The sequence below is a fragment of the Bradyrhizobium sp. KZN70725 genome (genome assembly GCF_055264925.1).
In genome coordinates, this window is record NZ_JBUYWT010000080.1 from 1 (window position 1) to 26,600 (window position 26,600).

General features: G+C 64.3%; 27 protein-coding genes and 3 pseudogenes. 6 read left to right on the forward strand and 24 right to left on the reverse strand.

What is annotated here, in order from left to right; translation table 11 throughout:
- Window positions 1–94: pseudogene (locus tag ACZBJS_RS38510) on the forward strand (IS5/IS1182 family transposase); the annotation flags it as partial.
- A gap of 16 nt (window positions 95–110) precedes the next feature.
- On the opposite strand, the pseudogene ACZBJS_RS38515 reads toward ACZBJS_RS38510, so the two are convergent.
- Both ACZBJS_RS38515 and ACZBJS_RS38520 read right to left on the reverse strand, forming a co-directional pair.
- Window positions 111–377 (reverse strand): annotated as a pseudogene (locus ACZBJS_RS38515) (hypothetical protein); the annotation flags it as partial.
- A 230-nt stretch (window positions 378–607) separates the two neighbouring features.
- Entirely contained in the window at window positions 608–928 is a 321-nt protein-coding gene (locus ACZBJS_RS38520; RefSeq protein WP_316398035.1) for a His-rich protein BRANT, read from the reverse strand.
- Between the two features lie 284 nt (window positions 929–1,212).
- On the opposite strand from ACZBJS_RS38520, the gene ACZBJS_RS38525 reads away from it, so the two are divergent.
- A complete protein-coding gene (locus ACZBJS_RS38525) occupies window positions 1,213–1,761 on the forward strand; it encodes a tetratricopeptide repeat protein (RefSeq protein WP_316398036.1) in 549 nt (182 codons plus the stop codon).
- 178 nt (window positions 1,762–1,939) lie between these two features.
- Here ACZBJS_RS38525 and ACZBJS_RS38530 read toward each other — a convergent pair whose 3' ends face one another.
- The 14 genes and pseudogenes from ACZBJS_RS38530 to ACZBJS_RS38595 all read right to left on the reverse strand — a co-directional run bounded on the left by ACZBJS_RS38530 (window position 1,940) and on the right by ACZBJS_RS38595 (window position 16,120).
- Window positions 1,940–2,218, reverse strand: a complete 279-nt coding sequence (locus ACZBJS_RS38530; RefSeq protein WP_057019637.1) for a hypothetical protein — start codon at window positions 2,216–2,218, stop codon at window positions 1,940–1,942.
- Between the two features lie 146 nt (window positions 2,219–2,364).
- Window positions 2,365–3,058: pseudogene (locus ACZBJS_RS38535) on the reverse strand (cation efflux transmembrane domain-containing protein).
- Window positions 3,059–3,256: 198 nt separating this feature from the next.
- The gene (locus ACZBJS_RS38540; RefSeq protein WP_057019685.1) at window positions 3,257–3,559 is read right to left on the reverse strand and encodes a copper-binding protein; all 303 of its coding nucleotides are present in this window, start codon (window positions 3,557–3,559) and stop codon (window positions 3,257–3,259) included.
- A 25-nt stretch (window positions 3,560–3,584) separates the two neighbouring features.
- Entirely contained in the window at window positions 3,585–4,058 is a 474-nt protein-coding gene (locus ACZBJS_RS38545; RefSeq protein ID WP_253639544.1) for a cupredoxin domain-containing protein, read from the reverse strand.
- A gap of 41 nt (window positions 4,059–4,099) precedes the next feature.
- Window positions 4,100–5,455 (reverse strand): multicopper oxidase family protein, encoded by a 1,356-nt coding sequence (locus ACZBJS_RS38550; protein WP_316398037.1) that lies wholly within the window; start codon window positions 5,453–5,455, stop codon window positions 4,100–4,102.
- 12 nt (window positions 5,456–5,467) lie between these two features.
- On the reverse strand, window positions 5,468–6,895 hold the full coding sequence (locus ACZBJS_RS38555) for a TolC family protein (protein WP_316398038.1): 1,428 nt from the start codon (window positions 6,893–6,895) through the stop codon (window positions 5,468–5,470).
- Between the two features lie 9 nt (window positions 6,896–6,904).
- Window positions 6,905–7,216 carry a hypothetical protein gene (locus ACZBJS_RS38560; RefSeq protein WP_316398039.1) on the reverse strand — a complete coding sequence of 104 codons (312 nt, stop codon included), beginning with the start codon at window positions 7,214–7,216 and terminating at the stop codon, window positions 6,905–6,907.
- 77 nt (window positions 7,217–7,293) lie between these two features.
- Complete coding sequence (locus ACZBJS_RS38565) at window positions 7,294–7,746, reverse strand: hypothetical protein (protein WP_316398040.1); 453 nt, start codon at window positions 7,744–7,746, stop codon at window positions 7,294–7,296.
- Between the two features lie 123 nt (window positions 7,747–7,869).
- The gene (locus ACZBJS_RS38570; RefSeq protein ID WP_316398041.1) at window positions 7,870–11,037 is read right to left on the reverse strand and encodes an efflux RND transporter permease subunit; all 3,168 of its coding nucleotides are present in this window, start codon (window positions 11,035–11,037) and stop codon (window positions 7,870–7,872) included.
- Window positions 11,034–12,476 (reverse strand): efflux RND transporter periplasmic adaptor subunit, encoded by a 1,443-nt coding sequence (locus tag ACZBJS_RS38575; protein WP_316398042.1) that lies wholly within the window; start codon window positions 12,474–12,476, stop codon window positions 11,034–11,036. The genes ACZBJS_RS38570 and ACZBJS_RS38575 overlap by 4 nt, the downstream gene beginning before the upstream one ends.
- 11 nt (window positions 12,477–12,487) lie before the next feature.
- Entirely contained in the window at window positions 12,488–12,889 is a 402-nt protein-coding gene (locus ACZBJS_RS38580) for a FixH family protein (protein ID WP_316398043.1), read from the reverse strand.
- A 99-nt stretch (window positions 12,890–12,988) separates the two neighbouring features.
- Entirely contained in the window at window positions 12,989–13,390 is a 402-nt protein-coding gene (locus ACZBJS_RS38585; protein ID WP_316398044.1) for a hypothetical protein, read from the reverse strand.
- A gap of 87 nt (window positions 13,391–13,477) precedes the next feature.
- Complete coding sequence (locus ACZBJS_RS38590; RefSeq protein WP_316398045.1) at window positions 13,478–15,655, reverse strand: xanthine dehydrogenase family protein molybdopterin-binding subunit; 2,178 nt, start codon at window positions 15,653–15,655, stop codon at window positions 13,478–13,480.
- A gap of 3 nt (window positions 15,656–15,658) precedes the next feature.
- On the reverse strand, window positions 15,659–16,120 hold the full coding sequence (locus tag ACZBJS_RS38595; protein ID WP_057019645.1) for a (2Fe-2S)-binding protein: 462 nt from the start codon (window positions 16,118–16,120) through the stop codon (window positions 15,659–15,661).
- A 181-nt stretch (window positions 16,121–16,301) separates the two neighbouring features.
- On the opposite strand from ACZBJS_RS38595, the gene ACZBJS_RS38600 reads away from it, so the two are divergent.
- The 3 genes from ACZBJS_RS38600 to ACZBJS_RS38610 all read left to right on the forward strand — a co-directional run bounded on the left by ACZBJS_RS38600 (window position 16,302) and on the right by ACZBJS_RS38610 (window position 18,057).
- Window positions 16,302–17,183 (forward strand): LysR substrate-binding domain-containing protein, encoded by an 882-nt coding sequence (locus ACZBJS_RS38600; RefSeq protein WP_316398046.1) that lies wholly within the window; start codon window positions 16,302–16,304, stop codon window positions 17,181–17,183.
- Window positions 17,184–17,317: 134 nt separating this feature from the next.
- Window positions 17,318–17,536, forward strand: a complete 219-nt coding sequence (locus ACZBJS_RS38605) for a hypothetical protein (RefSeq protein WP_168856725.1) — start codon at window positions 17,318–17,320, stop codon at window positions 17,534–17,536.
- Between the two features lie 14 nt (window positions 17,537–17,550).
- The gene (locus ACZBJS_RS38610) at window positions 17,551–18,057 is read left to right on the forward strand and encodes a hypothetical protein (RefSeq protein ID WP_076831596.1); all 507 of its coding nucleotides are present in this window, start codon (window positions 17,551–17,553) and stop codon (window positions 18,055–18,057) included.
- A 78-nt stretch (window positions 18,058–18,135) separates the two neighbouring features.
- Here ACZBJS_RS38610 and ACZBJS_RS38615 read toward each other — a convergent pair whose 3' ends face one another.
- The 8 genes from ACZBJS_RS38615 to ACZBJS_RS38650 all read right to left on the reverse strand — a co-directional run bounded on the left by ACZBJS_RS38615 (window position 18,136) and on the right by ACZBJS_RS38650 (window position 24,935).
- Window positions 18,136–18,573 (reverse strand): DUF5658 family protein, encoded by a 438-nt coding sequence (locus ACZBJS_RS38615; protein WP_057019648.1) that lies wholly within the window; start codon window positions 18,571–18,573, stop codon window positions 18,136–18,138.
- 150 nt (window positions 18,574–18,723) lie between these two features.
- Window positions 18,724–18,888, reverse strand: coding sequence for a hypothetical protein (locus ACZBJS_RS38620; RefSeq protein ID WP_168856726.1), 165 nt, complete (start codon window positions 18,886–18,888; stop codon window positions 18,724–18,726).
- A gap of 450 nt (window positions 18,889–19,338) precedes the next feature.
- Complete coding sequence (locus ACZBJS_RS38625) at window positions 19,339–20,247, reverse strand: heme o synthase (protein ID WP_463440028.1); 909 nt, start codon at window positions 20,245–20,247, stop codon at window positions 19,339–19,341.
- A 140-nt stretch (window positions 20,248–20,387) separates the two neighbouring features.
- Window positions 20,388–20,795, reverse strand: coding sequence for a cytochrome C oxidase subunit IV family protein (locus ACZBJS_RS38630; protein WP_050384760.1), 408 nt, complete (start codon window positions 20,793–20,795; stop codon window positions 20,388–20,390).
- Between the two features lie 8 nt (window positions 20,796–20,803).
- Window positions 20,804–21,526: a heme-copper oxidase subunit III family protein gene (locus ACZBJS_RS38635; RefSeq protein ID WP_057019651.1), complete on the reverse strand. Its 723-nt coding sequence runs from the start codon at window positions 21,524–21,526 to the stop codon at window positions 20,804–20,806.
- Window positions 21,527–21,540: 14 nt separating this feature from the next.
- Window positions 21,541–22,245, reverse strand: a complete 705-nt coding sequence (locus ACZBJS_RS38640) for a cytochrome c oxidase subunit 3 (protein WP_229189347.1) — start codon at window positions 22,243–22,245, stop codon at window positions 21,541–21,543.
- Complete coding sequence (gene ctaD / locus ACZBJS_RS38645) at window positions 22,242–24,017, reverse strand: cytochrome c oxidase subunit I (RefSeq protein ID WP_316398047.1); 1,776 nt, start codon at window positions 24,015–24,017, stop codon at window positions 22,242–22,244. Before ctaD ends, ACZBJS_RS38640 begins: the two co-directional genes overlap by 4 nt.
- 84 nt (window positions 24,018–24,101) lie before the next feature.
- Window positions 24,102–24,935 carry a cytochrome c oxidase subunit II gene (locus ACZBJS_RS38650; protein ID WP_076831602.1) on the reverse strand — a complete coding sequence of 278 codons (834 nt, stop codon included), beginning with the start codon at window positions 24,933–24,935 and terminating at the stop codon, window positions 24,102–24,104.
- 545 nt (window positions 24,936–25,480) lie between these two features.
- On the opposite strand from ACZBJS_RS38650, the gene ACZBJS_RS38655 reads away from it, so the two are divergent.
- Window positions 25,481–26,377 (forward strand): DUF2189 domain-containing protein, encoded by an 897-nt coding sequence (locus ACZBJS_RS38655; protein ID WP_026192934.1) that lies wholly within the window; start codon window positions 25,481–25,483, stop codon window positions 26,375–26,377.
- Window positions 26,378–26,600 lie beyond the last annotated feature (223 nt).

Genomic DNA, 26,600 nt, shown 5'->3' on the forward strand with positions numbered 1-26,600 from the left:
GCAGTTCCGACGCGTCGCAACCCGCTTCGAAAAGACCGCCCGGAATTACCGGGCCGTCGTCACTCTCGCTGCCATCGTCCTATGGCTGCGATAAGTGTCCACACCACCTAGCGCAGGCACACGACGTAGCGCAGCCGGCCGCCGACCGTGCGCTGCGCCGGATCGGCGATAGCAGCCTCGCGGACCCCGACCGGATTGTTCAGATAGGTCCGCATGAAGGCTACGATCTGGTCGCGGTAACGGTCCGGGAATGGCTGGTTGGCGACGCCCCGGTCATCGGTGAAGGTGGTCGGCCCGCCGCCGTCGTCGCTGGTGAGGCAGCCGGCGAGCGGAAGCGAGAGCAGCAGGATGGCTGCCAGTTGTGATGAAATCCGCAAACGACGCTGTTCCCTGAGTCCCCGGAGGCGTCTCATAAACCGCCGGGCGGCCGAAGGGAATTCGCAACTCGGTTATTCCTCGCCCGGGTTCACAACCGGAGCCAGACGCACTCCGGCCCGTCGCCATTGGGGAAGCAATGGACGGACGGGCCGGTTCTGCATCCAAAAGGCGCAGCGGGGCAATGTGGATCGAAACTACGCCCCTCGGATCAGATTCAACCGCGCTTGGGTCAGCCGCGCTTGGCCGGCGCAACGTGCTTGGTCGCGACCTTCGCGTGGACGTGCTTGGTCGCATGCTTCGGCGACTTCACCTTCAGCATGCTCATGTGCTTGTGGTGGCGGTGATGGCGATAGTGCTTGTGGTGCATCTTGGCGTTGGCGTTGCGCACCTTCGACGGCAGCTGCTCGCTCTTGATCACGGGAGCGGCCTTGGTCGCCGGGGCAGTCGTGGTCGCCGGCGCGGGCGTTGCGGCCTTGCCGGTTTCGGCGGCGAGCGCGGGCGCTGCGATCACGGACATGGCGAGCAGCGCGGCGGAAATCGTCTTCAACATGGTGGTCCTCCTCGTCGGGATCGAGAGGTCTCCGGCCGGATGGTCGGCCTCACCGATCAATGCACGTGACCTTATGAGCCGCGCACTGAACCCGTTCTGAAGGACCCTGACGGACTTCATTCATGTGCATGACATCTCTGTCATGTTCTCCTCTACCGCCGAAAAAGCAGGATCACGCAATCGTGGGATCGGCCGGGAATGTTCTGCACCCCTGGGTGTTCAAGTCATCAGGCTTGGGTGTAGGATTACCGAGTACGATCAGGAACGATCAGGAGCAACCAGGAATGAGCAGGAAGACGAAGTTTTTGGGCCTCGCAGTGCTCTCGATGACGCTCGCCTCCGGGCCGGTCATCTCGGCCTACGCCGCGGGCAGCGACAATCCCTCGCCGCCGGCTTCCGACAGCGGCAGCAGCAAGGGCAAGAAGGCGAAGAAGGACAAGAGCTCCGCGATCGACGATCAGAAGTTCCTGGCCGGCTATCGCTCCGCCTACACCACGATCTACGACAAGCACGACTATACCGCCGCGATCGAGCAGCTGAAGGCGCTCGGCCAGGATGATCGCGCCGACGTCGCCAACCTGATCGGCTACTCCTATCGCAAGCTCGGCGACTACAAGGTCTCGCAGATCTGGTACGAGCGCGCGCTGAAGGCCGACCCGGCCCATGTGCGCACCTGGCAGTATTACGGCCTCTGGCAGGTCGAACAGGGCAACCGCGATCAGGCGCAATATCACCTGAACCGCATCGCCCAACTCGCCGGCACCAACAGCGACGAATATCGCTCGCTCGCCGCAGCGCTGGAGAAGCCCCCGGGCACCGGCCTGGTTTACTGAGCGAGGCAAATTCCACCAATCGAGCCGGCGCCGTCACGACGACGGCGCCGGCTTTTTGCTGTGCCGTAGGATGGGTAGAGCGCAGCGAAACCCATCCTGCTTCCGCGCGCATCAGAGGTGATAGGTATCGCTTCGCTCCACCCATCCCACGGATCAGCATAATCGTTACGGATGGAGATTACGGATAATGCTCGAGGCGACGATCGGGCTTTTGCGGGCGGCTCGCCCCCACCGTGTTGCCCGCGGCGCCGGCATCCGGCTTGGCCGGACGCGCGGCCTTCTCCACCGGCGGCCCGCTGTTGCCGGTCTTCTTGGCGCTGTTCAGCGCCTCGCCGGTGGTGGTCACGTTGGCGGCCTGCCCGGCCCCCGCCGAGCCGGCCGAAGGGCCGGAGCTTTGCGCCAACACGGTTCCCGATAGCACCAATGCCGCCATCAGTATTGCCGCGTTGATTGTCATGGAGGGGGCCTTCTGCGCTCGAATGATGCACAGCAACGCGCCGCTGCCACGGACGTTCCCACGGAGCCATGATTTAAGGTAAATGCGCGGCAAATTTCCGCCTTGGCGCGGCCTGTCGCAGGAAGCGCCGGGCGTTTGCGGCTTCCTCAGCCATGCGCTGCTGACGGGCTGCGTAGCGCCGCCTCGCGATATTCGGCCCATGCCTGCCGCAGGATTTGCACCGACGAGGTGAGGAATATCGTCGCCATCACGGTGGCGACGGCAAGGTCAGGCCAGGCCGAGACCGATCCCCACACGCCGAGAGCCGCCGCCATCACGATGAGGTTTCCGATCGCGTCGTTGCGCGAGCAGAGCCAGACCGAGCGGACATTGGCATCGCCGTCCTTGTACGGCAGCAGAAGCAGAACCGAGCCTAGATTGGCCGCGAGTGCCAACGCGCCGATGGCGCCCATCACCTCGGCCTTCGGCACGCCGAGCACGAACGTCTGGTAGACGGTCGAGCCGAACACCCACAGCGCCATCAAGCTCAGCGACGCGCCCCTTCAACAGCGCGGCGGAGGCGCGCACGCGCAGGCCGGCGCCGATCACCGCAAGGCTCAGTCCATAGGTGACCGTATCGGCAAGGAAGTCGAGCGCATCGGCCTTGAGCGCCTGCGATCCGGCAAGCTGACCCGCGATCATCTCGGTCAGGAACATCGCGCCATTGATGCCGATGACCGTCCAGAGCACGCGCCTGTAGCGCGGATCGAGGCCGTCAAAGACCGGAACGCCGCCCGAGCAGCCGCACGAATCGGCCGCGCGGTCGCGCTCCCCTGCCCGCACGCCGGCCTTGACCGGCAGCGTCAGCGGCGGTAGTGCGCAGCATTCTGCCCGCAGCAATCGTTCATTGCTCGTCCTTGCAGACGACAGGATAAGGCCGGCCACGCAACGCGTTCAAGCCGATCCATCCGGAACAGCTCCGGCGATCATGCGTCGCGGGTTCAAGGGCTGCCGGCTGCGTTCAGCCGACAGCCCAACCTGCTGATGCGGGCCGTCGCCTCACTTCGCCTTCTGGATCGCGGTAACGGTGTAGCCGCCGTCGCCCTCCTGGGCCTCGAACCGGACCTTGTCGCCGACCTTGACCTGCTTCAGCAGCGCCGGATCCTTGACCCGGTAAACCATCGTCATCGGCTCGTCCATGCCAAGGCTCTTGGCCGGACCGTGCTTGAGCGTGATCTTGCCCGCGCCCTCGTCGATCTTCTTGACCTCGCCATTGATCGCGGCGGCCTGCGCGAGCGCCGCGCCCAGGGTCAGAGCCAGCGCGAACGCGCCGGCGCCGGCAAGTTGGATCATCCTGTTCATCTTGTGCTTTCTTTCGTTGCTGGTTTCATTTCACGATGACGCGGCCGGTCATCCCGTAGTCGCGGTGATCCGGGATCAGGCAGGAATATTCAAACGTTCCGGCCTTGGTGAATTTCCAGACGATCTCCGCGCTCTTCTTCGGTGCGAGGCGAACGCCGTTCGGATCGTCATGCTCCATGTGCGGATGCTTCTTCATCACTTCGGCATGCTTCAGATTCTCTTCGGTGGTCGCGAGCAGGAATTCGTGATCCTCGGTGCCGGCATTGCGGATCACGAAGCGGATCTGCTCGCCGCGCTTGACCTCGATGCGGAACGGCGTGAACTCCATCTCCTTCATCTCGACCTCGACCGTGCGCGAGGGCTTGCTCGGATCGCCGGGCTCGCCGGCCGAATAGGATTCGTGGCCGTGCTTCTCGTGACCACGCGACGGCACTGCGGTGACCGACAGCGCAATCAGCGCGATGCCGATGCTGGTGAGTTGCTTCACTGGATTCTCCATTCTGTGTTTGATGCTTGTCGTTGGTGAGTGAGCTGGATCCGCTACATCTTCATTCCCTTCATCGATGGCTTGGCTTTTCGCCCCGGCGCCGCCGGCGGCTGGCGCGCGGGCTCGGCGGCGGGCGCCTCGACCTCATAGGCAACCGTGCCCGGCGGATATTTGTACGGTCCGGGGTCGGCGTAATCGTCGCGGCCGAGCCCCTCGCGGATCTTCATCACCGTGAACATGCCGCCCATCTCGATCGGCCCGAATTGTCCGGTGCCGGTCATCATCGGCAGCGTGTTGTCGGGCGCGGGCATCTCCATGTTGCCCATCGCCATGCCGGTCGATCCCATCACCATGGCGTCGGGCGCGAGCTTGCCGACCGCCTTGGCCAGATCCTGGCGCGACACGCCGATGAAGTTTCTGACGTCGTGGCCCATCGCGTTCATGGTGTGGTGCGACTTGTGGCAGTGGAACGCCCAGTCGCCCGGATTGTCGGCGAGCATGTCGAACGCCCTGACCGCGCCGACCGGCACGTCGGTCGTGGTCTCCGGATACTGCGCGCTCTCCGGCACCCAGCCGCCGTCGGTGCAGGTCACCGCGAAATTATGCCCATGCACATGGATCGGATGGTTGGTCATGGTCAGGTTGCCGATCCGCACGCGGATCCTGTCGCCGAGACGGATCGGCATCGGATCGATGCCGGGATAGACGCGGCTGTTCCAGGTCCACATGTTGAAGTCGGTCATCTCATTGACCTTCGGCAGATAGGTGCCGGGGTCGATCAGGTAGCTGCTCATGATGAAGACGAAGTCGCGGTCGACTGGCCGGAATGCCGGATCGCGCGGGTGCACGATGAACATGCCCATCATGCCCATCGCCATCTGCACCATCTCGTCGGAATGCGGGTGGTACATGAAGGTCCCGCTGTGCTTCATCTCGAACTCGTAGACGAAGGTCTTGCCCGGCTTGATGTGCGGCTGGTTGAGTCCGCCGACGCCATCCATGCCTGACGGCACGATCATGCCGTGCCAGTGCACCGTGGTGTGCTCCGGCAGTTTGTTGGTGACGAAGATGCGGACCTTGTCGCCCTCGACCGCCTCGATGGTCGGTCCCGGAGCCTGGCCGTTATAGCCCCAGAGATTGGCCTTCATGCCGTCGGCGAATTCGCGCACCACGGGCTCGGCGACGAGATGGAATTCCTTCCAGTCGCCGTTCATCCGCCACGGCAGCGACCAGCCGTTGAGCGTGACCACCGGCCGGTAGTCCGGCCCGCTGGCGGGATGCAGCGGCGGCTGCATCACCACCTTGTCCATGGTCGGTGCTTCGGGAACGGCGGCGGCCTGGACGCGGCCGCTGACCGCGCTCGCCGTGACCAGCGCCGCGCCGCCCAGAAATCCTCGTCGAGAAAACATGTGCTGCTCCATTCAATGACCGCCGCCGGCCGCGGGCTGCGCGGCCGAGGCGATGGAAGACGGTGTCGATGCTGCGCCGGCCGAGCCGCCGCCGTTGATCGCGGTCTGCAGCTCGGATTGCGCCAGAAGGAAGTCGCGCCTGGCGTCGATCGCCGCGCGCAGCGAGGCGAGCCGCTCCCGCGCTTCGGTCAGCAGCGCGAACACGTCGACCTGCATGCTGGAGAAGCGCAGCTGCATCTCCTCGGTGATGATCTGCCGCAGCGGCAGCACCTCGCGCTGGTAATGGCGCGCGATGTCGTAGGTCGAGCGGTAGACGCGGTAGGCGTCGCGCGCCTCGGAGCGGACGTTGATCGCATTCTCGGTCAGGCGGTTCATCGCCTGGCGGTAGATCTCCGCCGCCTGGCGCACGCGCACCTCGCCGCCGTCGAAGATCGGAATCTGGAACTGGACGTCGAAGCCGCGCTCCCTGAACGGCGGGGCTTCGGGATCGTGCGTCCGCCTGTCTATGCCGGCGACGTCGAGCAGCGTGACGAAACGCGTCGCCTCGGCGAGATCGAGCGCCTTGGCGAGCGCGACGATTTCCATCCGTGCGATCTGCAGGTCGACGCGATGGCCGACCGCGGCGATCTCGATCGACGGCTGTTCCAATGGCCGCTTCGGCAGCAATGGCAACTTGCCGGGGATTCGGAAGCCGAGATCGCGGTCCCACAATCCGAGCAGGCGCGCCAGCCGCTCGCGCGAACTCGCCGCGTTCTGCCGCGCGCTGGCGAGGTCGGCGGTGATCTCGGCGTAGAACACCTGCTCGCGGGCCTGGTCGAGCTTGTTCATGCCGCCGGTCTCGCCGAGCTTTTTCGCGAGCTGCGCGGTCGACTCCGCGGTCGCCTTCGCATCCGTCAGCAGCGCGACCGTCTCGTTCGCGGCCACCGCCGCGACATGGCTGCGCCGCACCTCGGCGGCAAGCCGCAAGGTGGCGAGCGCGGCCTTGAGCTGCGCCTGGCGGAAGCGCTCGCGCGCGATCTCGGAGCGGGCCGGCAGGGTCGCGAGCGCCAGGATGTCGCCGACGACTTGCCGCTCGACCTCGCTGGCACCGTTTCCGGTGATGCGGGAGACCGAGAAGGTCGGGTTCGGCGGCAGGCTGTCGGCGACGTAATCGGTCTCCGCCAGCGCCAGTTCGTTATAGGCGGCCTGCAGCCCCTTGTTGTTCAAGAGCGCAACCTGCACGGCGGCATCCGCCGTCAAATTGCGCGCGAGCAGCCGCTTCAGTGCGGCGTCGACGGTCGCGGCCTCGTCTCCGCTGCGAACGAAGGCGACGTCCTTGCCGATCGCCTGCTCGGTCACCTCGGAGACGACGCCCATACCGCTGTCGGGCGAGAACGACGCGCATCCCGCGAGCGCGGATGACGCAAGCAGCAGGATCGGCACGATGGCCAGATGTCGCATGGCGCCCTCCTACTGTTCCGGCTTGGCCGGCGGCGTCACGCCGTCATTGCGCTCGCGCCAGGGCTGCGGCGTCGACGGACGCAGGCTGCTGTAGGGCGCGATCGTCGAGCGGTAGCCGACGGCGGCCGTCCCCGCCGCCGGATTTGCCGGATCGCCTCCGACGACGACCGGCCGGCCGTCGGCCATGCAGCCGGCGAGCGGTGCAGATGCGAGGATGGCGGCGGCCATCCGCGGCAGCAATGTGGGTGGCGCGCGCCAGCCGAGCCTGTTGCCAAGCCTGGTGGCCACGGCGGCGAGCCTCGCCCCGAGATGCGAATACATGGATCTGTCCCGATCATCCGATGAATAACAGGCGTGCGCACGCAAGCGTGCGGCACCGCCACGATGTCAGCGAACGATCAGGCGATGGGGGGACGATAGAGGCGCGGAGGCGCCTCGCTCCGCAGGCTCTGATAAGCCTCGGAAAGACGCGTGGCGATCGGGTGCAAGGGAGCAGCGACGAATGGAAGATCGGCCGGCAGCGCCGACACGCACATCAGCGCGCAGCACGGCCCCGGCGAACTCTTGCCGTCGTGGCTATGCTTCACAGGCGGCGCAGCATCATCGGCTGCGTGTTGCATGTGCATGCCGCCAAGATCGTGGGCGGCATGATCGTGCGTGACGGCTTCGGCATGCGCGATCGACGCCGCGTGAACATGCGCCGCGGCGGCGGGCTGCACCTCATCGGTCAGGCACGGAAACGGCGCCCCGAATGCAAGCGCGAAGGACGGCGCGAGCACGCAAAACAGATAGGCCAGGATGATGGAACATCCCGCCCGCAACCGCCCTGATCTCGTCAATCGCACCAGCACCCGCTTCGCATCTCCGACCGCCGCAAGCTAACCGCAAATCAGCTGCAAACCGCCATCAGCTATATACCCCCTTGGGGTATCATTCAATCCGATTTGAAACTACCAACAGGCGTCATGTTTCCATCACATCCTTGCCTGCTGGCGCGCGGCACAGGAAGCAACTTCGGGTGCCGACACTCTCGCTTCGATCTTGATGCCCTTCACGACGGCGAAGATCGCGGGAATCACGATCAGCGTCAGCAGCGTCGACGAGATCATACCGCCGATCATGGGCACCGCGATGCGCTGCATGATCTCCGAGCCGGTGCCGGTGCTCCACATGATCGGCAACAGCCCGGCCATGATCGCGACCACCGTCATCATCTTCGGCCGGACGCGCTCGACCGCGCCCGCGATGATCGCGCGATTGAGATCGTCACGATCGATCGTGCGTCCCTCGGCCGCGCGGCGCGCCGCGACCTCGCCCAGCGCCTGGTTGAGATACATTAGCATCACGACGCCGGTCTCGGCGGCAACGCCGGCGAGCGCGATGAAGCCGACCGCGACCGCAACCGACAGGTTGAAGCCGAGCGCCCACATCAGCCAGAAGCCGCCGACCAGCGCGAACGGCAATGACAGCATCACGATCATCGTCTCCGCCACCGAGCGGAAATTGAGGTAGAGCAGCAGGAAGATGATCGACAGCGTCACCGGCACCACGATCCTGAGCCGCGCCGCGGCGCGTTCGAGATATTCGTACTGCCCGCTCCAGACCACGTAGGTTCCGGGCGGAAACTGCACGCCGGCCTGCACCGCGCGCTGCGCGTCCGCGACATAACCGCCGAGATCGCGATCGCGGATGTCGACATATATGTAGGTCGCGAGTTGCCCGTTCTCGGTCCGGATCGTGGTCGGCCCGCGCGCCGGCGCGATGTCGGCGACCTCGCCGAGCGGCACCGCGCCGCCCGCCGGCATCGGCACCAGGACGTCGCTGGCGATCGCGCCCGGATTGTCGCGCAAATCGCGCGGATAGCGCATGTTGACGGTGAAGCGCTGGCGTCCCTCGACCGTTGTGGTCACGCTCTGGCCGCCGAGCGCGGTCGCGATGGTGTCCTGCACGTCCTGCACCGCGATGCCGTAGCGCGACAAGGCCTCACGCTTCGGCGTGATCTCGAGATAGTAGCCGCCGAGGCTGCGCTCGGCATAGGCCGACGAGGTGCGGGGCACGCCCCTCACCACCTGCTCGACCTGGCGGGCGAGCTTGTCGATCACGGCAAGATCGGGACCGATCACCTTGACGCCGACCGGCGTCCTGATCCCGGTCGAGAGCATGTCGATGCGCGCCTTGATCGGCATGGTCCAGGCGTTGGAGACACCGGGGAATTGCAGCGCCTTGTCCATCTCGGCGATCAGGCGGTCGAGCGTGAGGCCGGCGCGCCATTGCAGTTTCGGCTTCAGATTGATGATGGTCTCGAACATCTCCGACGGCGCCGGATCGGTTGCGGTCGCGGCGCGGCCGGCCTTGCCGTAGACCGAAGCGACCTCCGGAAAGCTGCGGATGATGCGGTCCTGCATCTGCAACAGCTCGGCCGCCTTGGTCACCGAAATCCCCGGCAGCGTGGTCGGCATATAGAGCAGCGTGCCCTCATTGAGGTCGGGCATGAACTCGGTGCCGAGCTGCCGGGCCGGCCAGATCGAGACGGCGACGGCGCCGAGCGCCAGCAGGATCACCAGCGTTTTCGCCCGCAACACGGCGTGGATGACCGGACGGTAGATCCAGATCAGGAAACGGTTGATCGGATTTCTGTGCTCGGGGGCGATCCTGCCGCGGACGAAGATCACCATCAGCGCCGGCACCAGCGTCACCGACAACAGCGCCGCCGCCGCCATCGCAAACGTCTTGGTGAACGCAAGCGGCGAGAACAGCCGCCCCTCCTGCGATTCCAGCGTGAAGATCGGCATGAAGGACACGGTGATGATGAGCAGGCTGAAGAACAGCGCCGGCCCCACCTCCGCCGCGGCCTCGATCAGGATCGCGACCCGCGACCTGCCGGGCTCGGCTCGCTCCAGGTGCTTGTGCGCGTTCTCGATCATCACGATCGCCGCATCGATCATGGCGCCGATCGCGATCGCGATGCCGCCGAGGCTCATGATGTTGGAGCCGATGCCGAGCAGCTTCATTGCGCCGAACGCCATCAAGACGCCGACCGGCAGCATCAGGATCGCGACCAGCGCGCTGCGGACATGCAGCAGGAACAGGATGCAGACCAGCGCGACCACCGCGCTCTCCTCCAGCAATGTGCGCTTCAGCGTGTCGATCGCCGCATAGATCAGATTGGAGCGGTCGTAGACCGGCACGATCTCGACCGACTTCGGCAAGCTGGTCGCGATCTCCCTGAAACGCTTCTTGACGTTCTCGATCACGTCGAGCGCGTTGACCCCGAAGCGTTGCAGCACGATACCGCTCGCGACCTCGCCCTCGCCGTTCAGTTCAGTGATGCCGCGCCGCTCGTCGGGGCCGAGCTCGACGCGGGCGACGTCGCGCAGCAGCACCGGCGTGCCGCTATCGGTCTTCAGCACGATGTTGCCGAGATCGTTAATGTCCTTCAGATAGCCCTTGCCGCGGATGACATATTCGAACTCGGAGAGCTCGACGGTGCGGCCGCCGACATCGGCGTTGCTGGCACGAATCGCGTCGCGCATCCGCTGCATGGTGATGCCGCGATCGCGCATCCGCTGCGGATCGAGGATCACATTGTACTGCTTGACGAAGCCGCCGACGCTGGCGACCTCGGCCACGCCTTCGGCCCTGGCAAGCGCGAATTTCAGGTTCCAGTCCTGGATCGTGCGGGTGTCGGCAAGGTTCAGCTCTTTCGACATCACGGCATACTGGTAGACCCAGCCGACCCCGGTCGCATCGGGCCCGATGGTCGGTGAGACGCCGGCCGGCAGCCGCGACGCCGCGCCGTTGAGGAATTCGAGCACGCGCGAGCGCGCCCAGTAGATATCCGTGCCGTCCTCGAAGATGACATAGACGAAGGAGACGCCGAAGAACGAGAAGCCGCGCACGACCTTCGACTTCGGCACCGTCAGCATCGCCGTGGTCAGGGGATAGGTGACCTGGTCCTCGATCACCTGCGGCGCCTGGCCGGGATATTCGGTGTAGACGATGACCTGGGTGTCGGAGAGATCGGGGATCGCATCGAGCGGCAGATGCAGCAGCGCGTAAAGGCCCGCGGCTGCCGCAAAGCCGGTGCCGAACAGCACCAGCAGCAGGTTGCGCGCCGACCAGGCGATGACACGGGCAATCATCGCCGGTCTCCCGTCTTGTCGCCCTCGCCCGCCTGGGCAGCACCGGCCTCGGCGAAGCCCTTGATCGCCGCCTTCAGGTTGCTTTCGGCATCGATCAGAAACGTCGCTGATGTCACGACCGCATCGCCTTCGGCGATGCCGTCGCGGATTTCGACATAGCCCTCGCCGCGCCGCCCGAGCTTGACCTCGCGCGGCTCGAACCGCCCGTTGCCGCGGTCGATCAGCACGCTCTGGCGGCTGCCAGTGTCGAGGATGGAATTATCAGCTACCGCAAGTACCGGCGCCGGGCTGCCGGTGTCGATCTCGGCGTCGACATACATGTCCGGCAGCAGTGCGAGGTCGGCATTCTGCAATTCGATCCGCACCCGCGCGGTGCGCGTCTCCTTGTTGACCTGCGGATAGATCACGCTGATCCGGCCGACGAAACTGCGGCCGGGATAGCTGCGCGCCCGCACGGACACGTTCTGCCCGACCACGATATTGCCGAGATCGCGCTCGGCAACGTCGACCAATGCCCACACGACAGAGACGTCGGCAATCCGAAACAGCACGTCGCCTTGCTGCGCGCGCATGCCCTCGATGGCGGCACGCTGCAGCACGATGCCGTCGCGCGGCGACAGCCACTGGATCGCGATCGGAACGGTCCGGCTCTTCTCCATCTCGGCGATGACGGGTTCGGGAACGTCGAGATTGGTCAGCCGCTGCTTGGAGCCGCGCCCGTAGGGCTCGATGTTCGCAGTCGCCTTCGACGTGATGGTCGCGACATATTCGGCCGCAGCGGACGATATTGCCGGGCTGTAGATCTCCATCAACGGCTGGCCCTTCGTCACACGGCTGCCGGTCGTGACGTCGGCGACTTTCTGCACATAGCTCTCGGCGCGCATTGCGATCACCGACACCCGCCGTTCGTCGAGCTGAATCGTGCCGGGTGCACGGACCAGCGTGCGGATGCGGCGCATCTGCGCGGGCTCGGACTTGACGCCGCTGCGCTGGATCCTGCCGGGCGACAGCGTGATCGAACCGTCGTCGCTGTCATCGCCGTCATAGACGGCGATGTAATCCATTCCCATGGAATCCTTCTTCGGCACCGGCGAGGTGTCGGGAAGTCCCATGGGATTGCGATAATATTTGATCTTGCGCTCGCCTTTCGCGGCAGGCGCGCTCACGTCTGCCGATTGCCCGGGCCCGCCGGCACCGCCCTCGTCATCGGCAAACACCGGCAGATAGTCGCGCCCGTCAGGCGTCTTCTTCGGTGTCGCCGAATAGAGCGACTTGCCGTCGGGATCGCGATAGTAGATCGGCGCAGCAGTCTCCGCCGCCCGCGCGACGGCGACGATCGCAGCTGTCACCGGCCGCGGCGGCAGGTTGCGGCCGATCCATGCGGCGCCTGCCGCTGCCGCGATCGCAGCGGCAGCGCCGGCCCATGTTAAGGCGCCCATTGCTCGGCGGCTCATTGCTCGGCCGTGACGACGAGCTTGTTCTCGACCGCGCCGGTCTCGCCCTGCACCTTGGCGCCGAGCGACAATTGCCAGCGCCCGGCCATGCCGAAGGTCGCCTTGAACCGGTAGGTGCCGGGCTCGGTGCCCGGCATCGGCGTCACCTTGGTGGCCATCTCCTGCATGCCGTCGGGTGCCATGTCGAGCCGGGTCGAGAAGATGACCGCGTCGGGCACGGCTTTCCCGCTCATCTTGTCGACCAGCCGCACCGTGACGATGCGATCGGCACCCGCCTTGACCGTCGGCTGCACCAGCTGGAATTCGTAGTTCTTGATCTCGGCGTGGGCAGACATGCCCGTCATGGCAACGCCGATCAGCGCTGCGGCAGCGGCCCGCGCCAGGTGGAAAGACTTCATGGTGATGATCCTCGTTACGTCTGATGAGCCGCGTGAGCGGCATGCAAAGGCACGCGCGCCATTGGCGCACGCGTCAGCGATCAGGCGCTGGCGCGCCCGTCAGACAGTGGTTCGAGGCGGATGGTCGGGAGGTTTGGTGCCAAGGCCGTCGAGCAGACGGTCGTCATGGGCGGCGATCCGGCTGCGCAACGGATCGCGCTCGATCAGCGACATGGCGCCGGCGGGCACCGGCAGCGAAACGCTCAACATGCAGAGCGCGAGGAACGGACAGTCGTCGCAGCCCTTGCTCTTGCCCTGGTCCGGACAGCACGGCATGTCGTCGGCCAGCGCCTGCTCGGACATCGCCTGTCCAGACATGGCGTGATCGTCCAGCATCGCCTGCATCGCAGCGGCCGAGGCATCCGGCATCATCCGGGCAAATGCCGGCGCCACGGGCGCGAGCAACAGCCCGGCCGCGACGAGCAGCAGAATCCAGAGATTGGCGAGCCGCCTCAGATGCATGCCCGCTTCTCGCACGGATCAGTGCACGGCGCAAATCCGTCCGGCTTCACGATCGCGCCAGCACCCGGGGGGAGCTCTCACTCGCCCCTAGATCTGCTTCAAGGTCGCCGGATCGACCGGCATCCTGCGCAGCCGCTTGCCGGTCGCCGCGAAGATCGCGTTGCTGATCGCCGGCACGATGCCCGAGGTTCCGGTCTCGCCCATGCCGCCGGGCGGCTCAGTGCTCGGCACGATATGGACCTCGATCGCCGGGGCCTGATCGATGCGCAGCATCTGGTAGCTGTCGAAATTGCTCTGCTCGACGCGGCCGTCCTTGAGCGTGATCTCGCCGTAGAGCGCGGCGGTGACGCCGAAATTGATGCCGCTCTGCAGCTGCGCCTGCACCGTGTCGGGATTGACCACGGTGCCGCAATCCATCGCACAGACGACGCGGTGGACACGGACCGAGCCGTCCTTGGCGACCTCGACCTCGGCGACCTGCGCGAGGTAGCTGCCGAACACGAATTGCAGCGACACGCCGCGTCCGCGCCCGGCCGGCAGCTTGCCGCCCCAGCCGGCCTTGGCCGCCGCGAGCTCGAGCGCCGCCTTGGCGCGCGGCGACTTGCCGAGCAGCGCGCGGCGGTAGTCGACCGGATCCTGCTTCGCCGCCGCAGCCAGTTCGTCGATCACGCTTTCGGTGACGAACACATTGTGCGAGGGCCCGACGCTGCGCCAGAACGCGGTCGGAATGCCCGGCGGTTCGACCCGGACATATTCGACGTGGAAGTTCGGAATGTCGTAGACGAGATCGATCGCGCCCTCGGTCGTGTCGGGGTCGAGCCCGTTGCGGAACGCCGGCGGCGCCCATCGCGCCAGCACCGACGAGCCGGCGAAGCGGTTGTTCCAGGCGACCGGCTTGCCGGATGCATCGAGGCCGACCGCAATCCGGTCGCACCAGTAGGGCCGGTACATGTCGTGCTGGATGTCCTCCTCGCGGGTCCACACCACCTTGACCGGCGTATCGACCTGCTTGGCGATCTGCACGGCGCGAATGACACCGTCGACCTCGAGCCTGCGGCCGAAGCCGCCGCCGAGCAGATGATTGTGCACCACCACCTTCTCCGGTGGCATGTTCAGCACCTTCGCGGCCACCGCCTGCGCACGGGAGAGCGCCTGACTGCCGACCCAGATCTCGCAACCGTCGGAACGCACATGCACGGTGCAGTTCATCGGCTCCATCGTGGCATGGGCGAGGAACGGCAGTTGATAGGTCGCCTCGACTTTCGTCGCCGCGCCCGCCATCGCCTTGTCGGCGTCGCCGATATTTTGCGCGACCGTGCCCGGCTTGGTGGTGGCTGCTTCGAGCTCGCGCGCGATGTCCGATGTGGCGAGCTTGGCGTGAGGGCCCTCGTCCCACTCGATCGTGAGCGCCGCCAGACCCTTCTTCGCCGCCCCCATGTGGTCGGCCACCACCGCGACGGCGTCGTCGAGCGTCACGATCTGGCGCACGCCCTTGACGGCTTTTGCCGCCGCATCATCGACGCGCTTCACCCGCCCGCCGAACACCGGCGACTGCGCCAGCGTCGCGACCTTCACCCCGGGCGGCCGTGCGTCGATGCCGTAGACCGCCGTGCCGTTGACCTTGGAGGGTGTATCGAGCCGCTTGGCCGGCGTGCCGATCAGCTTGAACTCGGCCGGGCTCTTCAGCGTGACATTCTCCGGCACCGGCATCTGCGCCGCGTCAGTCGCGAGTTCACCGTAACCCAGCTTGCGTCCGGAGGCCGCGTGATGCACCTCGCCGTTCTCGGCGCGGCATGTCCCCGGCTCGACGTTCCAGCGTTTCGCCGCGGCCGCGACCAGCATCGCCTTCGCGGTGGCGCCGGCTTTCCGCATCGGCTGCCAGGCGCCGCGCATTGCGTTCGAATTGCCGGTGGCCTGCACGCCGAGCAGCGGGTTGGCGTAGAGCTTGTCGCTCGGCGGCGCGTGTTCGAGCCGGACCTGCGTCAGGCCGATCTCGAGCTCCTCGGCGATCAACATCGGGATCGAGGTGTAGGTGCCCTGCCCCATCTCGACATAGGGCATGGTCAACACGACCTTGCCGTCGCCGCCAATCCGGACGAAGGCGTTCGGCGCGAAGCCGTCGGAGGCCGCCGCCTCGCTCTCGCGGCCCGCGAACGGCAGGCTCACGCTGAGCAGCAGACCGCCGCCCGCGATCGCGCCGGCGCGGAGGAAATTGCGCCGCGACAGGTCGGCAGCGCGCTCAGACAGATTGTCGATCAGCGTCATGGCTCAACCTCCCGACTGCGCGGCTTGCTTGATGGCTTCGCGAATGCGCACATAGGTGCCGCAGCGGCAGATATTGCCCGACATCGCTTCATCGATATCGGCATCGGTCGGCTTCGGCTTGCCCGCGAGCAGCGCGGAGGCCGACATGATCTGCCCCGACTGGCAGTAACCGCATTGCGGCACCTCATGCGCGAGCCAGGCGTCCTGGATCTTCTTGCCCGCCGGCGTCATGCCGACCGCCTCGATGGTCGTGATCCTGGAGTCGCCGATGCTGTCGATGGTCGTGATGCAGGAGCGCACCGCCGTGTCGTCGAGATGCACCGTGCAGGCGCCGCACAGCGCCATGCCGCAGCCGAACTTGGTGCCGGTCATGCCGAGCACGTCGCGCAGCACCCAGAGCAGCGGCGTGTCGCCATCGGCATCGACCGAATGACTGGTCCCATTGATCGTGATCTGGAAGGGCATCGTGACACTCCTGTCTGGTTCAGGCTTCGGCGGGATTGCGTCCCTCCGGGCGAAATCGGCAGCATTTCGAAGCAATCGGACGCATCATCGCGCCGATTGCTTACTTATGGTAATAAATATAGTTCCGGCACCCCATAAGTAGCGCCTTGATGCGCAATGAAATAACCATTGGTTTATAATCATGGATCGACTGACCAGCATGTCCGTGTTCGCCCGCGTCGCCGATCTCGGCTCCTTCACCGCGGCGGCCAAGGAGCTGCGGATGTCGCCGACCATGATCGGCAAGCATATCCGATTTCTCGAGGACCGGCTCGGCTCGCAATTGATCAACCGGTCGACCCGGCGGCAGGGCCTCACCGAGCTCGGCCGCAGCTATCTCGATCACTGCAAGCAATTGCTTGAACAGGCCGAGGCCGGCGATGCGCTGGTCGAGGAAGCCCTGAGCACGCCGCGCGGCAAGCTCCGCATCGCGACCTCGGTCGCCTTCGGGTCGTACAGCCTGGCGCCCGCGCTGGTGCGCTTCATGAAGAAATATCCGGAAGTCTCGGTCGACCTCATCCTCAGCGACAGGATGGTCGATCTGCTCGAGGAAGGGCTGGATGCGGCGATCCGGGTCGGCACGCTGACCGACTCCACCATGATGTCGCGCTCGCTGTCGCCCTATACAGGCGTGGTGTGCGCCGCGCCGAGCTATCTCGCCGAACGCGGCACGCCAACCCATCCGGCCGATCTCGCCCGCCATGAATGCCTGCGCTACCCCGGCTGGTCGGACGGGCAGCGATGGACATTCTCGGGGCCGGAGGGCGAAGTGCATGTCGATGTCGCGAGCCGCCTCTTCATCAACAGCGCGTTCGGCATCCGCTATGCGGCGCTGGCGGGCGCCGGCATCGTGCTGATGCGCGACGAGCTGCTGGCCGACGATATCGCCGCGGGACGGCTGCAGGTCCTGCTGCCGAACTACACGACGCAGAGCCGCGCGCGCCAGATCCTGTGGCCGAAGCATCGCAAGATGACGCCGAAGCTGCGCGCGCTGATCGACTTCATCGTGGAGACGTATGGCTGAGACAGATCGCCGCGGCCAAACCGCTCAACGCGACTGGCCAAGGTTGTGACATCGCGACGGAGCGCGTAGGATGAGAATGTGCAATGAGGCCGTCGCGCCGATGCCGGGCGGCTTCCGTTCAAGTGAGGCGCGACATGCTGCCTGCCGAGGTTTGGACGCGCCTTCCCATCTCGAGAATTGAATATCTGAGCGACGCCGTTCGCGGCGCGGGCCTTGACTCGACCCAGATGTCCAGCGGTCATCTCTCGGGCAGTCTCGTCTTTTCGAACTCGGACGGCATCGAGTACAGCGGGCTGATCGACGGAGACAGCGCCGCGCCCACCGGATCGACCGGTGGACGTAGCCGAATTTAGCAGGAGATACACTGATGCTTGACTTGAAGCGTACTACGATGCTTGCAGCGTCCATCCTCACCGCCTCGATCATTGCGGCAATACCGCTTGAATCTGCGTCCGCAGCGCTGCTCGGCGCGATGCCGATCGGTAATCACGTCGCGCAATCATCCGACGTCGTTGCAGTCCGCGCGGCCGGCCGCCGTGGCGGCGCAGCGGTCGGTCCCCGCGGCGGCGCCGTCGTTCACCGTGGTGGCGCAGCCGTTGGGCCGCGCGGTGGCGCCTATCGCGGCCGCACCGCCGTCGTCGGGCCCCGCGGCAACGTCGCGGTTCGCGGCCGGACGGTGGTGGGAGGCGGCGGATGGGCGCGTCCGGGCCGGTATTACTGGCCAAGGGGCGGCGCAATCGCAGCCGGCGCTGCCATCGGGGTCGTGACGGCGGCAACGGCCGCGGCATGGGCCGGTGCCGCGCCGGCGCCCGGCATGTGCTGGTACTATACCGATCCGTCCCGCACGCAAGGATTCTGGGACTACTGCCAGTAATCGCCGTAGCGAGCGAACCGATATGAAGCCAGCGATGTCTCGCGCCTGCCCTGGCGGAGGCACCACTGGTGTTCCTCGCTACTTCGTGCTTGCGATGATCAGAAGATTATTGAGTACGGGCGTGGAGCAAAACGCCGCCACGATCGCGATATTGTAGGGGTTGTTGCTGCGCCAAAGCAGCCACATCATGAAATAGGTCAGACCGAGCTTCGGAATAAGCCACCAGGGGCCGAGCCATGTCTGAGCGACATGCATGAACGGGTTCAACTCGCCGAGGCCGAGATTCAGGATCGTGTTGGTGGTGTAGAGATCGGCGATGCCAAGAAGCAGGACGGACAGCACGAGGAGCGTCTTGGCGAGGTAACGTGGCCCCAGAATAATCTCGTAAGCAAATGCGGCGCCCCCCGGGACGTTTCGCTTGAACCACGACTGCGCGGCATCATTGGTCGCGAAAATCTTCAGATGCTCCGGCTCGCCAACGGGCTTGCTTGTGTCGGTATAGACCCAGACTTTCATTCGATTGCTCAAATATCTCTTTTCAAATCACAAAAAAGCATCATCTGCCGAGATGGTCATCTCGGGAGACCAAGGTAGCTCTGCCGTCGCCGTGAGGATAATTCCGGAGAGTGGCGTTGCGTTGGCCTCGAGGTGCCGCTTCAGGGCGGTTCAATCGTTGCGGCGCTTCAGGTCCAAGCGTCCGATGCGTTCATCAATCAGTCGATTTAGTTTCTCGTCCCGCCGTGAATTCTTCCTAAACAGCCCGCCATGCAGCCGATAGGCAAGAAGGAGCAGGACAATGGCAGTGCCCCCGAGATAGTAGGACCAGTCCATTCTTGAACCGCGCCTGGTTGCTGCAACGGCCGAAGCTTAGGGCGAGCCTGTCCTACTTGTCCAACGCTATCCCGTGCGCCGCACCTGCCCGGGCCCAAATGGATTGGCCTGATTTATGCTTGGAAATGGCTGCATACGGAGGACGCGCGATGAGGCGGGACCTTTTGGTTATTTGCGGCGGAATGCTGGCCACGGGCGCCATCGCCTGGATCCTGTTGGGCAACCCGGCGAGCGGGCCACATATGCACGGGCTCCAGACGATGTCGGCAGACCAAGACTTGAGACTCGTCTCCCAGCGAAGTCCATATATGCGGGACGAGCGCTAGGGCCGTCCCTGGCGGGTGCCTGCGAACTTCAATCACTGAGCTGCCCGGCAGCGCAAGCCCGCTCGGCAACAATATTCGATTTTTCCGAACAACGCCCAACGGCTGTCGATTCGAATGCGTCCAGTCAGTGGGACTGAGCGTAGGGTGCAGCATTCATCAGCAGCCCCCCAAAAAGCAGGACCAGATAGAGCATCGAAAACACGAACAAGCGACGAGCAGGCCGCCTTTCCTTGTCGTCGCTCCGGCGCAACTGCCATGCGAGAAAAATCATGATCGCTCCCAGCGTCGCCGCGGCCGCGCCGTAGACGGCTCCCGCGAACCCCAGCGCACAAGGCAGCAGTGAGATCGGAACCAAAAGCACGCAATAGAGAAGAATCTGGCGCTTTGTTTCTGTCTTGCCAGCCACGACCGGCAACATCGGCACACCGGCACGGGCGTATTCTCCAGCAAGATTGAGCGACAGTGCCCAGAAGTGGGGTGGCGTCCAGAGGAAGATGATCAGAAACAGGATGAGCGGCTCGAGCCCAACATGTCCCGTGACCGCAGCCCAGCCAATCACCGGAGGGAGCGCGCCGGCGGCACCGCCAATAACGATATTCTGCGGCGTTCGGCGTTTGAGCCACATCGTGTAGACGACGACGTAGAAGAAGATAGTGAAAGCAAGCAGCGCAGCAGCGGCCATGTTCAGCAAGGTGCCGAGAGCCAGGACGGCGCACGTGCCGAGCATCAATCCGAAGGCCAATGCTTCCGGGCGCGATACGCGGCCGCTGGGAATTGGACGGATGGCGGTACGCGCCATCACCGCATCGATGTCGGCGTCGTACCACATATTGAGCGCAGCTGCGGCGCCAGCTCCCGCGGCTATGCAGAGAAGAGCAGCGAAACCGGTGAAGGGATCGATGCCGCCTGGTGCGACCATGAGACCGACCAGTGCGGTAAAGACGACCAGCGACATCACGCTCGGTTTCGTCAGTGCGACGTAATCTCCGATGTTGGCATAGCTCCGGCGAAGAGTTGAACGATTGATTTGCACGAGACTAATTCCTCGTCGGTTCGAAAAAGCCATCGGCCAAAGGCCTGCTTCGCAGGGTTCCGGACGATGTGGCGAGTCCTCCGCCTTCAGGACGCTTTGCCTTGTCCAGCATGACCCACGCGGTCGTGGCCGTCCATTTCTTAGCTTGCTGACGCGAAGAACATCACCCGAAGCAGATGCGTATAGTCGGATTCGAACATCATGATCCCGACAAAAACCAGCACCAGCACCGGCGGCAACAGGATGGCGTAGGCCAACGCCAACCGCTCCCAGGCCATGTGCATGAACACAGCGACGATCAGGCCGGCCTTCAGCACCATGAACAGCAGGATCAGCGACCATCGCAGGTGGCCGTGGATACCAAAATAGTCGACGAGATAGGAGCAGGTGCTGAGCACGAACAACCATCCCCAGACCACGAGATAGAGCTTGATCGGGTGCTGCTGGCCCTCTGCATGCGCGGCGCCCGATGCCACCGCACCATGCACATAGCTGTGTAGCGCATGCTGTGCTGCCTGCCCTTCCACATGTACCGCTGCTTCTGTCATGCGCGACCTCACCAGAGATAAAAGAAGGCAAAGATGAACACCCAGACCAGATCGACGAAATGCCAGTACAGGCCCATGATTTCGACGATCTCGTAATAGCCCTTGCGGCTCGTGAAAAAGCCGCGCCGCTCGACGTCGAAGTCTCCCCGCCAAACCTTTCGCGCGATGGCGATCAGGAAGATCACGCCGATGGTCACGTGGGTGCCGTGGAAGCCGGTGATCATGAAGAAGGAAGCGCCAAATTGCGGTGCGCCCCACGGGTTGCCCCAGGGCCGCACGCCCTCCATGATCAGCTTGGTCCATTCGAAAGCCTGCATTCCGACGAACGTCGCGCCAAATGCCGCGGTGGCCAGCATCAAGGCTGCCGTTTTGACGCGATCCCGGCGGTAACCGAAGTTGACGGCCATCGCCATCGTCCCGCTGCTGCTGATCAGGATGAAGGTCATGATCGCGATCAGGATGAGCGGGATGTGCTGACCGCCGATATTGAGCGCGAATACTTCGCTGGGGTTGGGCCACGGCACGGTCGTCGACATTCGCGCCGTCATGTACGACAGCAGGAAGCAGCTGAAGATGAAGGTGTCGCTCAGAAGGAAGATCCACATCATGGCCTTCCCCCAGGACACGTTCTTGAACGCGCGCTGGTCCGAGGCCCAGTCGGCGGCGATGCCGCGCAATCCGGGTATCGTTCCGGGCAGCGCCTTGGGGGTTGCGAGTGTGGTTTCGGTCATCGCTTCCTGCCTCGCTAGGTGAGCAACTGGCGACAGATGTCGACGAAATTGTCTGTCCAGCCCGTCAGCAGACCGAGCAGGACCAGCCAGACCAACAACAGGAAATGCCAGTAGATGGTACAAAGCTCGACGCTCAGGCGCATCTGCGTCATCGGCGCGCCACGCCACAGTTTTACGGTCGCCCTGCCGAGCGCCACCAGGCCGCCGGTCAGGTGCAGCCCGTGGAGCGCGGTGATCAGATAGAAGAAGGAATTGGCCGGATTCGACGCCATGGCATAGCCGGCGATGTTGAGCTGCTGCCACACCACGAGCTGCCCGATCAGGAACATCACGGCCGATGCACCGCCGACCAACAGGCCCGCGATCAGGCCCTCATGGTCGTCGCGGCGCGCGGCCATCAGCGCCCATTGCAGCGCCATGCTGCTGATGACGAGGACGCCGGTGTTGAACCACACCAGCCTCGGCAGCGGCAACTCGCGCCAGTCCACCATGGTGGTGCGCATCGAGTAGGCGCTGATCAGGAGCGCGAACAGCGAACCGACCACCGCGAGAAAAACACCGAGGCCGATTTTTGCCGCCGGCACCGAAGAGCCGAGATCGCCGCGAAGATCCACCGCAATGCCCTGCTCCAGCCACGGCTTGGCGGCCAGCCGTTGCTGCGAGAGCCACCATCCCGCGATCGCTGCAATCGTAGCAATGAACAGGACGATGGCACTCACGGATGGGCTCCCTGGGCCAGCACCTTGGCCGGCGGTTCATTCTGCGGGATGAAGTCCCTCGCGGAACCGGGCACGCTGTAATCGTAGGCCCAGCGATAGACGACGGGGAGCTCCGTGCCCCAGTTGCCGTGCCCCGGCGGGGTCTCCGGCGTCTGCCATTCCAGCGAGGTGGCACCCCAGGGATTGCCGCCCGCCTCTTTTCCCTTGAACAGGCTCCAGACCAGATTGAACAGGAAGACGAGCTGAGCGAAGCCGACAATCAGCGCCGCCACGCTCATGAACGCGTTGAGGTCATGGGCGGATGCCGGGACGAACGAGGTCTCGCCGATGTCGTGATAGCGGCGCGGCATCCCGAGCAGGCCGAGATAGTGCATCGGGAAGAACACCGCATAGGCCCCGATGAACGTCACCCAGAAGTGGAAGCGTCCGAGCGCGTCATTGAGCATCCGCCCGGTGACCTTTGGATACCAATGATAGATCCCGCCGAACACGGCCATGATCGGCGCAATCCCCATCACCATGTGGAAGTGCGCGACGACGAACATCGTATCCGACAGTGGAACGTCGACGACAACGTTGCCGAGGAACAGCCCGGTCAGGCCGCCATTGACGAAGGTGACGATGAAGCCGAGCGCAAACAGCATCGGCACCGTGAGATGGATGTCGCCGCGCCAAAGCGTCAGCACCCAGTTGTAGACCTTGATCGCGGTCGGGATCGCGATGATGAGCGTCGTGGTGGCGAAGAAGAACCCGAAATACGGGTGCATGCCGCTGACATACATGTGGTGCGCCCACACGACGAAGCTCAGCGCTCCGATCGCCACGATCGCCCAGACCATCATGCGATAGCCGAAGATGTTCTTGCGTGCGTGCGTACTGATCAGATCCGAGATGATGCCGAACGCCGGCAGCGCGACGATGTAGACCTCGGGATGGCCGAAGAACCAGAACAAATGCTGGAACAGGATCGGGCTGCCGCCGCCATACTTGGTCAGCTGGCCCATCTCGACCAGTGTCGGCATGAAGAAGCTGGTTCCAAGGAGGCGGTCCAGCAGCAGCATCACCGAGGCCACGAACAGCGCCGGGAACGCCAGCAGCGCCATCACGGTCGCGGTGAAGATGCCCCACACCGTCAAGGGCATGCGCATCAAGGTCATGCCGCGTGTGCGGGCCTGCAATACTGTTACCACGTAATTGAGCCCGCCCATCGTGAAGCCGATGATGAACAGGATCAGCGAGGCCAGCATGAGAACGATGCCCCAGTCCTGCCCGGGGGTACCGGAGAGAATCGCCTGGGGTGGATAAAGCGTCCAACCGGCGCCGGTCGGCCCGCCCGGCACGAAGAACGTCGCGGCCAGCACCAGCACCGCGAGCAGGTAGACCCAATAGCTCAGCATGTTCACGTAGGGGAAGACCATGTCCCGCGCGCCAACCATCAGCGGGATGAGGTAGTTGCCGAAGCCGCCAAGGAACAACGCCGTGAGCAGGTAGATCACCATGATCATGCCGTGCATGGTGATGAACTGAAGGTACTGGTTGGCATCGATAAAGGAGAACGTGCCGGGAAACCCCAGTTGCAGCCGCATCATCCACGACAGCACCAGCGCAACCATTCCGATCGACATCGCCGTGATCGAGTACTGGACGGCGATCACCTTGGCGTCTTGCGAAAAGACGTACCTCGTCCACCAGCTGTGCGGATGATAGAGCTCGACCTCACCTACTTCGGCGGGCGGGATGCCTGCGACCTCATCAAACGGGATATCGACCATCGGAATACCCTCCTTGGTCTTCCGCTCAGCGACGAGTTCACTTCATCTCCGGCCGAAACATCCGGCCGATCCTCGTCGGCATGTTCATTCGCTGCCAGTCTTGTACGCGGCCTTCGCGACGTTGCGCTGGCCGGACAAGGCGGCGAACGTGTGCTGCTTGTCCAGCCACGCGTGATATTCCTTCTCTTCTTCCACGACGACCTTGCTGCGCATCTGTGCGTGCGCGGCACCGCAAAGCTCCGCGCAGAGGACGTCGAAGGTTCCGGTCCGGGTCGGCGTGAGCCAGTAGTAGGTCACCGAGCCAGGGATCATATCCATCTTCGCCCGGAACTCGGGCACGTAGAAATCATGCAGGACGTCGATCGAGCGGAGCAGCACCTTCACCGGCTTCCCGACCGGCAGATGCAGATCCTCGTTTTGCACGACGATGTCGTCCTGCCCGTTCGGATCATTGGGATTCAACCCGAGTGGATTGTCGGAGCTGATCAGGCGCGCATCTGACGTGCCGAGCCGGCCGTCCTTTCCCGGAAGCCGATAACTCCACATCCACTGTTGTCCGACGACCTCGACGTCGGTCGCGTCGGCGGGAACGGTGACGAACTGGTGCCAGACGATGAGGCCCGGCGCCAGCATGGCGACGACGCCGATCGCGGTGCCGATGCTGAGCCACCATTCGAGCTTCTTGTTCTCGGGATTGTAGTGGGCGCGCCGTCCCTCGGTGTGGTGAAAGCGCAAGACGCAATAGGCCATGAACACGATCACCGCGCAGAACACCGCTCCGGTGATCCAGAATGTCAGATTGATCGTGTGGTCGATATAGCTCCAGTTCGAGGCAATCGGGGTCCACCACCAGGGGCTGTAGAGGTGGAACAGCACCGAGGCGACGGCAACCAGGAGCAGTAAAATCGCTACAGCCATCCCTCATTCCTCCTTGCCATTGAAGGCTGCGGAGACGAACGAAAGGGCGGAGCTCACGTCAGAGGGATGGTCTCACGTTCACCATCACCGTGGCTTTTGCCTCGCCCATTCTGCCGGTCGCGATGCTGGGACATGACAAAAACTCAACGTCACGGCCGCAACCTCATCGGAGCTGGGGCGTCAAGCATCAACATGGTACCCATCGAGCCAGACGTCAATAGAGGAGTCATGCCCGCCGCTGTCCGGCGCGTGTTGGCGGGAATGCATTGGACGCCGCGAACACTGATCGACCCTCCCCAATCGCATGGTGCATCGCAAGACCTCGTTTGTGCATCTGCACAATTCTCCCGACCGCATTCGCCACCTTGCTTCTGCCGCGCATCGGACTAGTTTTACTTGACCGGTTGCGACAGGCGTCGTCCGGCAAGCTCCTTCTGGTTGAATCTGATTTGCCGGACTCAGTCGCGATTTTCGCGCATGAGGCGGATGTGCGTGTGTTGATGGCGCTCCGTTCCCCTGCGGCCACAAGCAAGGAGACCGGAACCATGACCACGGTGTTCGCACGACCCAAGCTGCAATTGTTTGGCGTCTCTACCGCCTTCGTCGTTCGCAAGATCAGCCTTTCCGACCTGGGCGACGCGTTGCGCCTCGGCTGGGAAGACTTCAAGGCCATCCCGACCCACGCAATCGTCCTGTGCGTGATGTATCCCGTGCTCGGACTTGTCCTGTTCAGACTTGTGCTTGGCTATTCGGTGCTGCCGCTGCTGTTTCCGCTCGCCGCCGGCTTCGCCCTGATCGGTCCTTTCGCCGGCCTCGGCCTCTACGAACTGAGCCGACGGCGCGAACGCGGAGAGGAGCCAGGAGCCTGGGATGCGATGCAGGTGCTGCGCGCGCCGTCGTTCGGCGCCATGTTCGAACTTGGCGTTCTTCTGTTCGTTCTGTTCGGGGTCTGGATCGCCACCGCGGACGCGATCTACATCATGACGTTCGGTTATGCGCCGGCTGCGAGCATCCCTGATTTCGCAAAGCGTGTGTTGACGACGCCCGAAGGCTGGTCGCTCATCATCGTCGGATGCGGCGTCGGCTTTCTTTTCGCCTTGGTTGCCCTATGCGTCAGCGTCGTCTCCTTTCCACTGATGCTCGACCGTCATGCGACCGCGATCGATGCGATCCGCACCTCGATACGGGCCGTGATGATGAATCCAATTGAGATGGCCGCGTGGGGATTGATCGTTGCGGTATTGCTGGCGGTGGGCTCACTGCCATTCTTCGTCGGTCTCTGCGTCGTTCTGCCGGTGCTTGGTCATGCGACCTGGCATCTTTACAGGAAGGTGGTCGAGCCTGACCGGAATCCTCCGCAAGAAGAGCCCCGCCCGCCGATCGGTCACCGCTACGCGGCCGATTTCCCGGCCTCCCTCTTCCCGTGGAGCCGTGAGCGCTAAGCGTTTTCGCGCGAAGCATGTCGCGCAATTCAGTGTCGTCCCGGCCTAGTGCGCAATTGCGCACGGGGGCCGGGACGACGAAGGTGGATGTCGGCCGTGTCACACTATCGATGTCGTCCTGGCGAAAGCCCATAGGCGCTAAAATAGGATTTGCGCCTTGGCTTCGCTTGTGATTCCAAGATGGAATGGCACACGAATCGCTTGTGAACAAAGATTGGGCGCG